Origin of the sequence: Corynebacterium nasorum, assembly GCF_022345765.1 — a bacterium.
Taxonomy (GTDB): Bacteria; Actinomycetota; Actinomycetes; order Mycobacteriales; family Mycobacteriaceae; genus Corynebacterium; species Corynebacterium kefirresidentii.
This window is the reverse complement of record NZ_JAKRDR010000005.1, coordinates 97,944-113,270: the sequence shown is the minus strand read 5'-3', so window position 1 is coordinate 113,270 and position 15,327 is coordinate 97,944. Positions and strand designations below refer to the sequence as shown.

12 protein-coding genes are annotated in these 15,327 nt (G+C 57.3%); 9 read left to right on the top strand and 3 right to left on the bottom strand.

Annotation, left to right across the window (positions count from 1 at the left end; genetic code table 11):
- Positions 1–42: 42 nt before the first annotated feature.
- Positions 43–810 carry a DUF6114 domain-containing protein gene (locus MHK04_RS05665; RefSeq protein WP_200288568.1) on the bottom strand — a complete coding sequence of 256 codons (768 nt, stop codon included), beginning with the start codon at positions 808–810 and terminating at the stop codon, positions 43–45.
- Positions 800–1,378: a DUF6230 family protein gene (locus MHK04_RS05660; protein WP_200288567.1), complete on the bottom strand. Its 579-nt coding sequence runs from the start codon at positions 1,376–1,378 to the stop codon at positions 800–802. The genes MHK04_RS05665 and MHK04_RS05660 overlap by 11 nt, the downstream gene beginning before the upstream one ends.
- Positions 1,379–1,787: 409 nt before the next feature.
- Here MHK04_RS05660 and MHK04_RS05655 point away from each other — a divergent pair, with 409 nt between their 5' ends.
- From MHK04_RS05655 to MHK04_RS05615, 9 genes are all read left to right on the top strand, one after another.
- Positions 1,788–2,864: an oxygenase MpaB family protein gene (locus MHK04_RS05655; protein ID WP_200288566.1), complete on the top strand. Its 1,077-nt coding sequence runs from the start codon at positions 1,788–1,790 to the stop codon at positions 2,862–2,864.
- A gap of 78 nt (positions 2,865–2,942) precedes the next feature.
- Positions 2,943–4,529: a succinic semialdehyde dehydrogenase gene (locus MHK04_RS05650; RefSeq protein WP_200288565.1), complete on the top strand. Its 1,587-nt coding sequence runs from the start codon at positions 2,943–2,945 to the stop codon at positions 4,527–4,529.
- Positions 4,530–4,695: 166 nt separating this feature from the next.
- Entirely contained in the window at positions 4,696–5,502 is an 807-nt protein-coding gene (locus MHK04_RS05645) for an NAD(P)-binding protein (RefSeq protein WP_200288564.1), read from the top strand.
- Positions 5,502–6,401, top strand: coding sequence for an oxygenase MpaB family protein (locus tag MHK04_RS05640; protein WP_200288563.1), 900 nt, complete (start codon positions 5,502–5,504; stop codon positions 6,399–6,401). Before MHK04_RS05645 ends, MHK04_RS05640 begins: the two co-directional genes overlap by 1 nt.
- Positions 6,402–6,507: 106 nt before the next feature.
- Positions 6,508–9,291: a (Fe-S)-binding protein gene (locus MHK04_RS05635; RefSeq protein ID WP_239227008.1), complete on the top strand. Its 2,784-nt coding sequence runs from the start codon at positions 6,508–6,510 to the stop codon at positions 9,289–9,291.
- Positions 9,292–9,325: 34 nt separating this feature from the next.
- Complete coding sequence (locus tag MHK04_RS05630; RefSeq protein ID WP_023020035.1) at positions 9,326–10,600, top strand: cation:proton antiporter; 1,275 nt, start codon at positions 9,326–9,328, stop codon at positions 10,598–10,600.
- Between the two features lie 96 nt (positions 10,601–10,696).
- Positions 10,697–11,299 carry a DUF1707 SHOCT-like domain-containing protein gene (locus MHK04_RS05625; RefSeq protein ID WP_034656035.1) on the top strand — a complete coding sequence of 201 codons (603 nt, stop codon included), beginning with the start codon at positions 10,697–10,699 and terminating at the stop codon, positions 11,297–11,299.
- Between the two features lie 55 nt (positions 11,300–11,354).
- Entirely contained in the window at positions 11,355–12,584 is a 1,230-nt protein-coding gene (locus MHK04_RS05620) for a pyridoxal phosphate-dependent aminotransferase (RefSeq protein WP_023020037.1), read from the top strand.
- 149 nt (positions 12,585–12,733) lie between these two features.
- On the top strand, positions 12,734–13,897 hold the full coding sequence (locus MHK04_RS05615; RefSeq protein WP_156900709.1) for a YibE/F family protein: 1,164 nt from the start codon (positions 12,734–12,736) through the stop codon (positions 13,895–13,897).
- Between the two features lie 65 nt (positions 13,898–13,962).
- On the opposite strand, the gene MHK04_RS05610 is transcribed toward MHK04_RS05615, so the two are convergent.
- Positions 13,963–15,291: a UDP-glucose dehydrogenase family protein gene (locus MHK04_RS05610; protein ID WP_239208212.1), complete on the bottom strand. Its 1,329-nt coding sequence runs from the start codon at positions 15,289–15,291 to the stop codon at positions 13,963–13,965.
- Positions 15,292–15,327 lie beyond the last annotated feature (36 nt).

The following is a 15,327-nucleotide window of genomic DNA, read 5'->3' as shown; positions in this document are numbered from 1 at the left end:
GAGCGGAGCGACGACGCGGTAGTGAGCTCAGCCTGAATAGCTTCATACTGAACCCGCCAGCTCTTTGGCCTGGGATTTTTTCTTCTTCTTGTGCTTCTTTGGAGACTTCTGGCGATCCTGTGGCTGCCAAGCAAATGAGAGCGCACCACCGATAATGCCCAAAAGGCTGCCGATCACGAAGCCGCCCAGGTTCGTGGTGGGAAGCGCGATGATCGCCACCAAGATGGCTAAAACACCCAGGTAAGACGAGGTCTCCTGCCGAAACCAAGCTCCAAGGCCGAACATGATAAGTGCCGCACCAATAAGGAGCGTCGAAACGCCCGACACCGTGGAAATCATGACCAACAGATCAGAAATGCGCACAGTAATATAGGCCGGCGCTGCGATGGCGATGCCGGACAAGATAAGCAACAATCCACCCGCGAACGGACGACGCTTACGCCAGTGTTTAAACCGCTTCCACCAGCTCTCTTTAGGAGCCACTCGGGTTACGGCTTTGTCATTTTTGTTATTCGCTGCGGAGTCCTGCGATTCACCAGCGCTTTTAACCGCATCCGCTACCGACTGCGATGCGTTGTCTCCATCGCTTTCCGCCGCGGCCGTGGCTTCAGCGCCAGCCTTAGCGGTGTCGTCGGCCTTCGTCTCCGCAGCACTAGCGTGATCAGTGCCAGTGGCGGCCTCGCCAGCGGTTTTCTCGGCCGGCTCATGGGTGGAATCTTGGGCGCTGCGTGCAGCTTCGCCGTTATCGGCACCGGTTTCGTTCACCGCAGGCATGCGCAAAGTCTCATCATCAGAAGACTTAGCAGCCATTGTTGTTGCTTCCCCTCTTCACCGTCACATTCACACCAGAGGCAGCGAGCCTTTCTGCTCCCACCGAGGTCGTACGAATATCGTCCGCGCTCAGGGTCACCTTCTGCGCGTACAATCCCCACGAACCTGGATCTGCCTTGTCATTAACCTGGCTGGCGTCAACACCCACGTTGGCATTCGTCAGATCCAGCTGACCCTTAATATCGGTAGCACCAACCAAGAGATTCTCTACCTCCACACTGTCATCACCATTCGCACGGAGGGCGAAGGTGGTCTCGCCAATGCCTGGGACATCAGGAAGATTGGCGGACAGGCACAAATTGGAAGCCACGGCGTGCTCAAACTTCAAGCGCGCGGCGGGGATGGTTTCTTCTCCCATCTTGTCCCTATCAACGAAGATCGACAATCCTTCGCCCTCTAGGTGGCTCATGTTCACCTTAAAGAAGGTTCCTGAAAGTGCGATATTAGCGGTCAAGCCACCTTGGGCTACCGCAAAACCTGTTACACCAAAAGCTGCAAGCCCGGCAGCCAGTGCGGTTGCAAACTTTGGAATACTAATCCTGCCCATGAAGGAACCTTTCTGTGGAATTGAAAAGGCGGGGTAGCTGCCTGTTTTAGCGGCGTCCCCCGTCTACGGTGAATTTTCAGCCCACTCTTTACCGCGGCAAGAGATATACAAGCCCACGATGAGAAATAGACTTACGCAATCCACTGATAAAATGAGCTTGAACACACGTTAGCACTACCTGAGACACGTCACACAAAAAGGGGTGCAATTAAATACGCCCGCAACGGTGTAGCCCAGATCATGTGTTTAAAGAAGATTATCGCACTCCTGCCATTGTCAACTTCCAATCCCCCACTAAACCTGCAGCACACAACACTGTACCCCCAAATTTGTGCGCCATGTAATAAGTGTGCACCGGTGTGTGTTACGCTTCACAACCATCAGATTTTATCGACTACGGAGGGTCGAATTGTCCAACTCACTGAAACCCGAAAATGCACAGGCAAACGAAGAAAATACCCACATTGATTCCACTCAGTCCGGTGCGGAAGAAGTAAACGCTCAGGACAAGAAGGAAGAAAAGCGCGAGCTGCGCCGCGCTCCTTTGGGCCCGGATTCCCTGTTGTGGAAGTGGGGCTCGGATAACCGCCTGCAGCTATTGCGCGGCTACACCGGCATTTTGCAGAATATGCACCCAGCGATTGGTCAATCCCTTTTGGACCACTCGAAGTTCTTCGACGAGCCTTTCGCTCGCCTGCAGCGCTCTACGCCGCAGATTATTGAGTCCATCTACGATGATGGGGACATCGGTGAGCGCATCCGCGACTACCACGTCACCATTAAGGGCACGCTGCAAAATGGCGAGCGTTACCACTCCCTGAACCCGGAGACTTACTACTGGGCACACGCTACCTTCGTCTACCGCGTTATCTACGCCCAGGAACTCTTCGGTACCCCGTTCACCAAGGAAGAGCGCGACCAAATCGTTCGCGAGGGCGTGACTTGGTGGGATAAGTACGGCATGTCTGAGCGTCCGGTCATCGATAACTACGATGACTTGATCAAGTACATGGATGACATGGCAGACACCGTGCTCGAGCGCAACCAGACCGTTGACTTCGCACTGCGCACCGCACGCGTAGAGCCGGTCAAAGCTCCGGAAGGCGTTCCAGAGGCAGTATGGAAGGTTATCTGGAAGCCCATTATGCGCAGCGCCATCTGGTTGACTGTGGCTACCCTGCCGCAGAAGTACCGCGACATCCTGGATCTGAAGTGGACCAAGCGCGACCAGAAGCGCTTCGACCGCATCGCTAAGTCCGTTCGCTTCATCATGGACCACCTCCCTGAGGACAAGCGCTACATGGAGCCGGGTCGTTCCTTGATGATCAAGAACGGCATGATCGAGGGCAAGTACAAGGAGCCGAAGAAGATCCAAGGCTACAACGCCGCCCAGGCTAAGGACTCTGCTGCCACCGCGGAATCTACCGACAAGCCGGATTCCGATGATGCAGTAGCCGCACGCCGTGCAGCCGGCTGCCCGTTCTAAAACACACCGGCTTCCCAATTGTTCGTGAGCTTTTTAGCTCACGAACCTTTTCATTGATCTTTCTGGAGCGTGCATTACATGTCTTTACCACGCCGTCTACAAGAACGGCCCTTGCCACAGCAATTACTAACTGAGCTACAACATCTCACCACTAACTACTCCACCGGCTCGCTGGATAAAGGCGAACGCAAAGCGGTCCACTCCCCCTTATTTGAAGAAGAATTAGGCTGGGTTGGAGTAGGTTCCGAAGAAGACGTAGATGAGGCTTTCCGCCGTTCGCGTCAGACCCAAAAGGCCTGGGCCGATACCGACGTTAAGCAGCGCGTAAAGGTAATGAAGCGCTTCCACCACCTCGTGGCTAAACACCGCGAGCTGTTGGCGGACTTCATCCAATTGGAAACCGGCAAGGACCGCACGGCCGCCTTTGATGAGGTACTCGATGTACTAAATAACGCGCGTTATTACTCAAATAATGCGCCAAAGCTACTGGCCACTCAGAAGCAGCCGGGCGCATTTCCGCTCATCACCAAAACTCACTTGCAGCGAGTTCCTAAGGGTGTTGTGGGGCAAATCAGCCCATGGAACTACCCATTAGCACTGGGCATTTCCGATGCCGTTGCGGCACTACTTGCCGGCAATGGCGTTGTGGCCAAGCCCGATGGATCCACCCCGTTTTCTAACCTGATTTCCCTCTACCTCTTGAGGGAAGCAGGACTGCCGAAGGATTTGCTGCAGATCGTTACCGGCTCCGGTCGAGTCGTCGGCTCCGCTATCTCCGAACGCTGCGATTACCTGATGTTTACCGGTTCCACCAAGACCGGCAAGATTTTGGGTACCACTGTAGGCGAGCGCCTCGTTGGATATTCCGCAGAACTGGGCGGCAAGAACCCTATGATCATCGCGCCGGATGCGGACATCGACAAGCATATTGACACCATCGCTACCGCTTGCTTTTCCAATTCGGGCCAGCTGTGCGTGTCGATTGAACGCATCTACGTACCCGATGCCATCTTCGATCAATTCATTAACGCATTCCGCCGGGCAACCGAGTCCATCAAACTTGGTTCCGGTTTGAACTGGGACTACACGATGGGTTCACTCATCGGCCAAAACCAATTAGATGTGGTGCAGCACTTTGTCGACGATGCGGTGGATAAGGGTGCCACCGTTATTACTGGCGGCAAGCCCCGCCCGGATATTGGCCCCTATCACTTTGAACCCACGGTTCTCACTGATTTGGGTGAAGGCGCCGAGCTTGCAGAGCAAGAGGTCTTTGGCCCTGTGGTGTACGTGCAACGCGTGCGCGATGTCGAAGAGGCCATCGAGCAGGCAAATAAATTGCCCTACGGCCTGAACTCCTCTGTATTCGGCCAACCCGAGACCGCGCAGGGCATCGCTGAGAAAATCGATGCAGGCAGCGTGACCATCAATGACGGCTACGCCTCCACATGGGCCTCGATTTCCACCCCGTTGGGTGGCGTCAAGGAGTCCGGTGTTGGCCGCCGTCATGGCCACGAGGGTCTGACCAAATATACAGAAGCGAAGAATATCTCCTCGCAAAGGATCATGCCGATGCGCGGGCCAAGCTGGCTTCCCAATAAGTACTACGGCACTTTGCTGAGCTCCGCATTGCGCTTAGGAAAGGCCTTGCGCTTCCTCCCCTGAGTACTGCGCAGCATAAGCAGCCACCTTTTAAATTCAGTAACTCACTTCACATTCAAAGGGTATGTGTGTACGATCACAACATACTCAGAAATGTGTTCTGCTGAATGCATAAATTGCACAACACACAGCGGCCAGTAAGCGCCCTGTGAAACTCGAAAGGAACAGTATGTTCAAGCCATACCGCCGACCGACTGTCGCAGTGGTTGGTGCCGGAGTAGCCGGATGCGCCGCAGCTTCTGAATGCGCATTCTCTGGATTCGACACCGTTCTTTTTGAACAAGAACCACACATCGGCGGTCACTTCAATTCCGCTGAAGCCACTGAGGTTTCCCGGAAGTACCACTTCCGTACCCCGTACCTCCGTCTCACCAAAACTGATGGCTCGCCAGCTTCTGTAATACGCCACCTTGAAGAGGCTGTTGCTGCCAGTGGCGCCGAGTTCCGCGGTTCCACCGCCGTTACTGGTGCCGAGTTCGACCGAGCAGAAGGCAAATGGGAAATCTCCTACCTCGGTGATTCCGGTCAGGAAACCCAAGCTTTCGATGTGTTGATTCGCGCCACCGGCGAGGAATCCCCGTGGATTTCCGTACCGGGACGGTCAAAGGCCAGCGTCGATGACATGTACCTCCACCACGGTGTAGAGGTATTTGGGCTGCCTAATGCCCTCTTTGTTGACGGCCCCACCCCGCGCGACTCTTACCTCAAGCGTCGCCCACTAGCTGTCATCGAAGCCCGCGCCGATCACTGCCGCCGCTACGTCCGCCAGCTCGAAATTCGTGGACCAGGCGAACTAACCGTCAAGCACGATAAATGGTTGGTTCAGCCCGGCACTGTACGCGGAATCCGCGAAGTGCTCGCAGGGTTCGATGCACCGGCCCATGATTTCAAGCGAGCATCCAACTACGCCCCTGAGTCCGCCTCGTCCGAACGCCAGAAACATCAAAAGTCCGCTACTGCCCTTAAGGAGGCGTAATGACTACTCTGAGCAATCCTGAAAGCACTGTAAACGACAAGCACACCCAGACTGCAGATAACAACACCGATAACCTGCCTGAGCTGGGTCCGGATTCCATCCTGTGGCAGCGCTTTGGTGACTGGCGCTCCGCATTCGTCGCACTGTCTGCTGGTCTTTTGCAGATTGCCCAGCGTGACATCAGCCGGTCTCTAGTGCAGCACTCCAACGTTTTCGATAACGAGGTTGCGCGCTTGGTTCGCTCCGCCTTCCCGATCATCCGCACGATCTACGAAGGCCCAGAAGTTGGCGTCATGATTCGTGACTTCCACAAGGACATCAAGGGCACCCACCCAGATGGAAGCCGCTACCACCCGCTGAACCCGGATGTTTACTACTGGGCACACGCCACCTTCGCTGCTATGCCGTACCAGCTGGCCGGCAACTTCATGGATCCTCTGACCCCAGAGGAGCGGGAGCAGCTCTTCCAGGAGACCCGTACCTGGTACACCTTCTACGGGGTTGCAGAGCCCGACGATGCGCCCAAGACGTACGCTGAATTTGAAGAGTACGTGGACAACATGATCGAAAACCTCGATATCAGCGAGACCATCGAGCGCTCCCGCATCATCAACGGCCTTACCCTCGACACCCCAGATCCCAAGGTGCCCAACTGGCTGTGGAAGCCCGTTGCACCTTACGCATCCCGCCTGCTGTTGTGGGTTGCAATCGGCATGATTCCAGACAAGCTGCGCAACAAGATTGGCTGGGAGTGGACCAAGAAGGATGAGCGCAAGCTCAAGATCTTCTCCCGCGCCGTCCGTGGCGTCTTCTCCATCCTCCCGCGTAAGGCACGCATGGTTCCTATTGCTACCCGCGCCTTTGAGAAGGCGGAAGCTGAAGGCGGCTTCCACTACTAAGGCCTTTATCCCTTCACTCATAGTTACTGAATACTGACTCCCATGATTGCGCCTTGAGGCCTTAAGGTAGATAACAACGTGGAGCATCAGTAGTGAAGGAGCACGAATGACAACCGTGTCCGGTTGGATCGCTATAGCCACATCGATTCCGGTGTGGCTATACTTTTTCGCCCGCATAGGCGCGCTCATTAAGTTCATCCGCTCGGGCGGACCAACCCAACTAGAGCGCACCAACAGCCCCGTAAAGCGCGTCGGGCGCGTGCTGGCAGAGGTCTTTGGCCACTCCCATTTCAAGGGAAAACCTCTGGTCAATGCCGCCCACTGGCTGGTGATGGTGGGCTTCCTTTTCGGCATCCTGGTGTGGTTCGAGGCCTATATCCAAACCTTCGCACCGAATAAGGGCTGGCCGTGGCTCAGCCACTGGCCGGTCTACCACTTTGTGGAAGAAGTCTTGGGCATCGCGACGGTGCTCGGCATTGGCTTCCTCATCGGTGTGCGCCTCAAGCTCGGCGATACCGAGCGTGGCAGCCGCTTCTTCAACTCCCAGACCGCCTCCGCACGCTGGGTAGAGTTCATCGTCTTTTCCGAGGGCCTCGGCATGATCTTGGTGAAGTCCACCAAGATCGCCACCTACGGCGGCGGTTCCGCCTGGGCGGATTTCTTGAGTATCCACTTGGCCAAGCTCTTCCCCGAGTCACCGGCCCTGGTGAGCTTCTTCGCCCTGTTCAAGCTGCTGTCCGGCATGCTGTTTATCGTCTTTATCTCCCGCAATTTCCAGTGGGGCGTCATGTGGCACCGCTTCACCAGCTTTTTCAATATTTTCTTCCAACGCAATGCCACCGGTGAAAAGGCACTGCAGTCCTTGCCCACCCCGGATTTGGAAGAGGACATCACACCAGGCAGCTGGAAGATGCTGCTGGATTCCACTTCATGTACCGAGTGTGGTCGCTGCCAGGAGCTATGCCCAGCCTGGAATACCGAGAAGCCACTGAGCCCCAAAAAGCTCATGATGGACCTGCGCCAGGGAGCGCTGGATAACTACAACCCGCACGAGGGCTTGGATGTACTGTCCATGGCCGGCGTTATCGATGATGATGTGCTGTGGTCTTGTACCAACTGTGGTGCGTGCGTGGATCAGTGTCCTACCGATATTGAGCACATCGACCACATCGCAGACCTGCGCCGCTTCAAGGTGCTCGCTGAATCTGACTTCCCATCTGAGCTCACCGGCCTATTCAAGAACATGGAAAACAAGGGCAACCCGTGGGGCCGGAATAATTCTGAGCGCCGCGCCTGGATCGATGAGGCCCGCGCCGATGGCATCGACGTGCCCATCATCGGTGAGGACGAGGCCGATTTCTCCGATATGGAATACCTGCTCTGGGTGGGCTGCGCCGGCGCCTATGATGACGACGGCCGCCGCACCACCCGTGCGGTCGTAGACCTGCTGCATACCGCGGGCGTGAAGTTTGGTGTCCTCTCCACCGGCGAGACCTGTACGGGCGATCCTGCCCGCCGCGCTGGCAACGAGTTCCTTTTCCAGATGATGGCGCAGCAAAACGTGGAGACCCTCAACAACGCCTTCGACGGCGTACCGGAGGGCCAGCGCAAGATCATCACCACTTGCCCGCACTGCTTTAACACCATCCGCAACGAGTACCCAGACTTTGACGGGCATTTCGACGTCTTCCACCACACCCAGCTGCTCAACCGCCTGGTACGCGAAAGCCTGCTCAAGCCGGTGCCGCGTACGCCGGAAAACCGCAAGCCGATTACCTACCACGACCCTTGCTTCCTCGGCCGCCACAACAAGGTCTTCGATCCCCCACGCGAGCTGCTCGAGGCCACCGGCGTGGAACTGCGCGAGATGGACAAGAACCGCGACGAGGCCTTCTGCTGTGGCGCCGGCGGTGCCCGCATGTTCATGGAAGAAAAGCTTGGCACCCGCATCAATGACTTCCGCACCGAACAGGCTTTGGAAACCGGCGCGGAAGAAATTGCCACCGGCTGCCCCTTCTGTAATGTCATGATGACCGGCGGCGTGAAGTCCTTGGCGCAGGATTCTGCCCCCACCACCAAGGTCAATGACGTGGCAGTTATGCTGCGCAATTCCATTTCCCTCGACAAGACCGGCACCCTGCCTGAGCCCCACCCCAAGGCCTTCCTTGCCACTCCGGTGCGCCACCAGAAGTCCACCGGCACCAATGATGCCCCGCTTGCCGACGCCCCCACTTCCGACGCTCCTAACGCTCCCGCCCCCTCCGCCTCGGCCCCGGCAGCTCCCAGCGCACCCGCGGCACCAAGCGCGCCCGCCGCCCCTGCGGCACCGGCTGCGCCTGCGCCAAGTGCACCTTCTACTCCATCAGCGCCAACGCCTCCAGCTGCACCGCAAACTCCCCAAGCACCGGCAGCTCCCGCAGCACCGACCGCGCCTACCCCACCGAGTGTCCCGGCAGCACCTGCACCACAAGCACCAGCCGCTCCAACACCACCAAGCGCTCCAACGCCGCCGAACGCACCCGCAGCGCCCGCGGCACCTGCTGCGCCTGCACCAAGTGCACCTTCTGCTCCATCAGCACCGACAACGCCAGCTGCACCGCAAGCTCCCCAAGCACCGGCAACTCCCGCAGCACCGACCGCGCCTACCCCACCGAGTGCCCCAGCAGCACCTGCACCGAAAGCACCAGCCGCTCCAACACCGCCGAACGCACCCGCGGCACCGGCAGCTCCAAGCGCACCGGCTGCGCCTGCACCAAGTGCACCTTCTGCTCCGTCGGCACCGACGCCACCTGCAGCCCCGAAGCCCACACAAGCTGCGCCGCCGGCTCCGCCTGCAGCTCCGGCACCGCCGGCGTCGGAAAGCGCGCCACAGCCGCCTGAATCTGAGTAGGCGCGCAGGGGCATGGGTGCGTACGCTGTAGTCCATGCATTTTAATGCGGGACTCCCCACCGATGCCCTACTGCTAGCAGCAGGCGCGACCGAAAATACACACTCCCTCGTCTCCTTCGCTTGGATCATGGCCGCGGCCCTGCTGGCGCCGCTGGTCTCCTATATGTTGGGCCACCGTCTTCCATCGGTAGCCCTCTTGCTGATTTTCGGCATGATTATTGGCCCTTCGGTGCTTGAACTAGCCGCCGAGGACGAAGGCATCGAAATGCTCAAGGAGCTCGGCGTGGGAGCGTTATTTCTCCTCGCGGGCTTTGAAATTCAAATCTCCACCCTCAAAACAAAGGAAGCCGGAACGGCGTTATCCACTTGGGCAATCTGTGCCCTCGCCTGTGGAGTGGGCGCCTACTTCCTAGTAGATAACGTGCCAGGAGCCATCGTGGTCGCCTTGGCACTGACCTCAACGGCGCTGGGCACGCTCACGCCGATGCTGAAGCAGGACCGCATTCTGGGCACCAAGGTGGGCAACTCTGTGATGATTCACGGTGCCATTGGTGAGGTCGCCCCCATTACCGCAATGGCACTATTGCTGGGTACTCGTTCCACGCTGACGACGATGATCATTTTGTTGTTCTTCATCATCATCGCCGTTGCCGTCGCCATCATGCCGGCGGCTATCGCATCAACGATCCCTTGGGTAAAGACCGCTTTTATCTCTGGTGCGGGCTCAACCAACCAAACGATTCTGCGTCTTATCATCCTTATTCTGGCCATTCTTATGGCCGTTACCGCAGTCTTTGAACTCGATATTGTGCTCGGTGCTTTTGCTGCCGGCATCATTTTGAACCGTATTATCCCGGATGAATTCCACCGCCGCCTAGAACACCGCCTCGATGTGGTGTTTTATTCGATGCTTATTCCGGTCTTCTTTGTGGTCTCTGGCATGAGCATTAGCTGGGATACCATCGCTCATAATCCGTGGAAGGTACTGGGCATTCCGGCTCTCATCTTAGTGACGCGTGGCCTGCCCGTCTTCTTGCGCGAAAATGTTGGGCATACCGGATCTGATATTGAAACCTTCCGCGAGCGCCTCCAAGTAGGTTTGTATTCCGCTACCGGTCTGCCAATCATCGTGGCGGTAACGTCCCTGGCGGTCAATTCCGGAATCATGGAGGCCGAGAATGCCTCGATCTTCGTCTCCGGTGGAGCGCTTACCGTCGCCATCTTCCCATTCTTGGCCAGCCTGGTGGGCGGAAACCAGCAAGAAAAGAAGGACGAGAAGACCCCTGACGCTGAATCCAAGGAACTATAGGCTGCGTTCGCTGAGAGCACGTCCCTGGAAGGGCAGAATTTTCCTAGACTGGAAAACGTGAGTAATAACTTTGGTTCTTCCCCTGTCAATCGGACTCTGCGCCTGTCCGATTCCGAGCGCAACGATGCCATCAATGACCTCGCCCGCGCCGTGGGTGAAGGCCGGTTAACCATGGAGGAGTTCGAGGACCGCTCGGACGATGTCATGCGCGCCAGCACCCACCAAGACCTCGTGCCCGTCTTCCAAGACATTCCGGCGCGTGGTTCCCACGAGGTCAAGATCTATTCTCGGGGAGAAGTCACGCGCGCCCATAATGCAGGCAAGAAACCGAAGTTTGCGACTGCTCTCTCCGGCTCTGTGGTGCTTGCAGTAGCAAGCCCCACGCTGATCTTCTTGAGCGCTACCATGAGCAACCCATGGCTACTGTTAGGTGGCGTCACGGCAGCCGCACTCATCCCTATCCTGTGGATCATGCTCTACGTCGCCAAGGTCGGCCCCTCCTCGTGGCACGCCCCATCCGTGCGCCAGGTTGAGCGGCAGCAGCTGCGCGAGATTCGCGCTCTCACGGCGCATGAGCGCGCGCAGCAAAAAATGATCGAGGAAAAGATGTGGGCCGATCGCCGTATGCAAGCTGGCGAAATTACCGGCCAAGCCATGGATCTGGCCAAGCGGAAGTTCAGCGAGTGGAGTAAAAAATAGTCATCGCCGGTGTTGAAGCATTTTGTGCAGCTGTGATTCGTGGCACAATATTCCCATGACTTCTCCCAAACACCGCATCTTTGACCAATCCGACAAACTCAAGGGCGTCGCGTATGACATCCGCGGCGAGGTCTCTGCGGAAGCGGAACGCATGGAGCTCGATGGTCACACCATCTTGAAACTCAACACCGGTAACCCGGCCGTCTTCGGCTTCGAAGCACCCGATGTCATCATGCGCGATATGATCGCCGCCCTGCCTACTTCCCAGGGCTATTCCACCTCCAAAGGAATCATTCCTGCCCGTCGATCCATCGTTACCCGCTACGAGCTGGAGGATTTCCCACCCTTCGATATCAACGATGTCTTCTTGGGCAATGGCGTCTCCGAGCTCATCAGCATGACCACTCAAGCGCTGCTTAATAACGGCGATGAGGTTCTCATCCCGGCACCGGATTATCCATTGTGGACCGCTGCTACGTCCCTGGCAGGTGGCACCCCAGTGCATTACCTGTGTGATGAGGAGGATGATTGGAATCCATCCATCGAGGACATCGAGTCCAAGATTACGGATAAGACCAAAGCCATCGTGGTCATTAACCCGAATAACCCAACGGGTGCGGTCTACTCGCGCGAAGTACTGCAGAAGATTGTCAGCATCGCCCGCGAGCATAACCTGCTCATCTTGGCCGATGAGATCTATGACCGCATTCTTTATGACGGCGCGCAGCACATCTCCATCGCTTCCCTAGCCCCTGACCTACTCACCATCACATTTAACGGTCTCTCCAAGGCCTACCGCGTGTGCGGCTACCGCGCCGGCTGGATGGTACTTACCGGCCCTAAGCACCACGCCCGTGGCTTCATCGAAGGCCTTGAGCTTCTGGCCGGAACTCGCCTGTGCCCGAACGTACCGGCGCAGCACGCTATCCAGGTGGCGCTGGGTGGCCGGCAGTCCATCTTTGAGCTCACCGGTACCGGCGGGCGTCTTTTACGCCAGCGCAATATCGCCTACGAGAAGCTCAATGAGATTCCCGGCGTTTCCGCGGTAAAACCCATGGGCTCGCTCTACCTCTTCCCGCGCCTGGATCCGAATGTGTATGAAATCCATGATGATGCCAAGCTCATGCTGGATATTTTGAAGGCGGAAAAGATCCTCATGGTTCAGGGAACCGGCTTCAACTGGCCGAACCCAGATCACTTCCGCGTAGTCACGCTGCCGTGGGCATCCCAGATCGAAAACGCCATTGAGCGCCTTGGCAACTTCCTGGTGAGCTATAAGCAGTAGCTTTCTTCCCCGCCAGTTGCTAATGATAGTAATAATCCATAACAATATGGTGCATGGGAAGACATTCTGCGGCACCTAAGCCTCAGCCGACTCGAAGTTCATGGGGTCGGCTCTCTACTTCGTTAGCTCACCATCCATGGCGGTTAGCCTTGCTCGGCGTGCTCGTCACAGCGCTTATAGCCACCATTGCGGGCATGGCATTGCTGTGGCCTCAGAGTCCAGCTTCCGAGCACACCTCCACCGATTTTCAGCAAACCTATGCCCTCAACCACCCACAGGTCGAGGGCACGGTCGACACGACAGATCACTCTGCTTGCCAATCGGAACTTACTGGACAGGCCTTTGATAAACCGCCGCTCATTCCTGGGTCTGAGGAAGTGCAGTGCGACCGCGCCTTAGTCAATATCACCTCCGGCGAGGACGAAGGACGCATGACCCAATTGGTCACCTACGGCAATGCCGGCGATCCGCAGCTTAAACCGGGCGACAAGATTGTTCTTTCTAAGGCAGATGACCCTTCCGGCGCTGTGTCCTATGCTTTTGCTGATTATCAGCGCACCGGAAGCCTAGCTCTGTGGGCGGTTATCGTCGCCGTCGTCATTATCGCTTTTGCGGCGTGGCATGGCGTACGCGCCCTTATCGGCTTAGCGCTCAGCCTAGGCGTGATCTTTGCGTTCCTCGTCCCCGCTCTTATCGACGCTCATAATCCCCTGTGGTCCGCCCTTGTAGCCTGCTCTGCCATCATTCTGCTGGCCGTTCCTCTCGTCCACGGCATGAATTGGAAATCGGCATCGGCGGTGGGTGGTTCCCTCACCGCTCTCATTCTCGCAGCGGTGCTGGCATGGGCCACTATCGATGGTTCGCAGTTGCAGGGCTACAGTTCTGAGGACAACCTCAAGCTACTTCTTTATATGCCTGATGTATCCATCGTGGGCGTGCTCTTGTGCGGCTTTGTAGTTGGCGCCTTGGGCAGCCTTGCCGACGCCGCCGTGGCCCAAGCATCCACCATTACCGAACTCCACGAAGCGGATCCTGATGCCCGCCCTACACAGCTTTTCCTCTCCGCAATGAAGGTGGGCCGCGACCATATTGCCTCCATGGTCTATACGCTGATTCTCACCTATACCGGCGCGACCTTGCCGCTGCTCATGCTGATTACCGCAGCAGAACGCCCTGCCGGACAGATTTTGAGCAGCGATCTCGTCGCTACTGAGCTGCTGCGTTCTGGAGTGGGCGCGATGGCATTGACCCTCGCGGTTCCCATCACTACGGCCATTGCGGCCTTCACGGTGCCAAAGCGTACAAAAGCTTAAGCCTAAGCGGAAGGCTGAGCCAGCATCGACGCTGCTCAGCCTTTCGTATCTAGGCAGTTGAGAACCTAGAGGGTGCGGCCTAGGGCCTCAACCTTCCAGCCTGCCTGCTGCCAATCCGCGACAGGCAGCACATTGCGGCCGTCGATAATGTGTTTATTGTCCACGAGCTGGCCCGCTTGCTGCGGATCCAATTCCTTGAATTGCTTCCACTCGGTAGCCAAAATCACCAGCTCGGCCTCGCTCAGGGCGTCATCAGTGTCTGCGGCGTAATCCAAGGTGGGGAATACCTTTTTGGCGTTGTCCATACCCTCTGGGTCATAGACGGTTACTGCCGCACCGGCCAAGGACAAGGAACCGGCCACGGAAAGGGCGGGCGAATCGCGCACGTCATCGGAATTTGGCTTAAACGCGCAGCCCAGCACGGTCACGCGGTGACCAAGCAGAGAACCATTGAAGGCTTCCTTGGCAAGGTCTACCACGCGGTCGCGGCGGCGCATATTGATAGCGTCTACCTCGCGCAGGAAGGTCAGCGCCTGGTCGGCGCCAAGTTCGCCGGCGCGGGCCATGAAGGCGCGAATATCCTTGGGCAAGCAACCGCCACCAAAGCCGAGACCGGCGCCTAAGAACTTGCGGCCGATGCGTTCGTCGAGCCCAATGGCGTCGGCAAGCGCGGTCACGTCCGCGCCCGCAATCTCGCAGATTTCGGAGACTGCGTTGATAAAGGAAATCTTGGTGGCTAGAAATGCGTTAGCGGAGACTTTGACCAGCTCCGCGGTCTGCCAGTCCGTGACAATAAATGGGGTGTCTTGCGAGAGCGGCTGGGCATAGACTTCACGCGCGACCTCTTCAGCTCGACTTTCATTGTTGGTTTCACCAACGCCGAGCACGATGCGGTCTGGGGTGATGGTGTCCTTGACGGCATAGCCCTCGCGCAGGAACTCCGGGTTCCAGGCAATTTCCACGGTGGTGCCTTCTGGGGCAAGCTCATTGGCTAGCTCTTGGAGCTCCGCGGCGGTGCCGACCGGGACGGTAGATTTACCGAAGATGATGTGATCGCCCTTGAGTTTGGGCACCAGGTCCGTAATAACGGCCTTAACGTAGGTCATATCCGCTGCATAGGAACCACGGCGCTGCGGAGTACCGACGCCCAAAAAGTGCAGGTTGCCGAACTCGGCTGCTTCTTCGTAGTCCGTGCTGAAATCGAGGCGGCCGGCCTCGATATTGCGCTCCAGAACCTCGGGCAAGCCCGGTTCATAGAATGGAACCTGGCCCGATTTGAGAGCGGAAATCTTATTTTCATCTACGTCCACGCCTAGTACTTCATGGCCGAGCTCGGCCATGCAGGCAGCATGGGTTGCACCCAGGTATCCGGTGCCGATTACAGTAATACGCATAAGGCCTTATCTTAAAGGCCTTATGTGAATACCGGT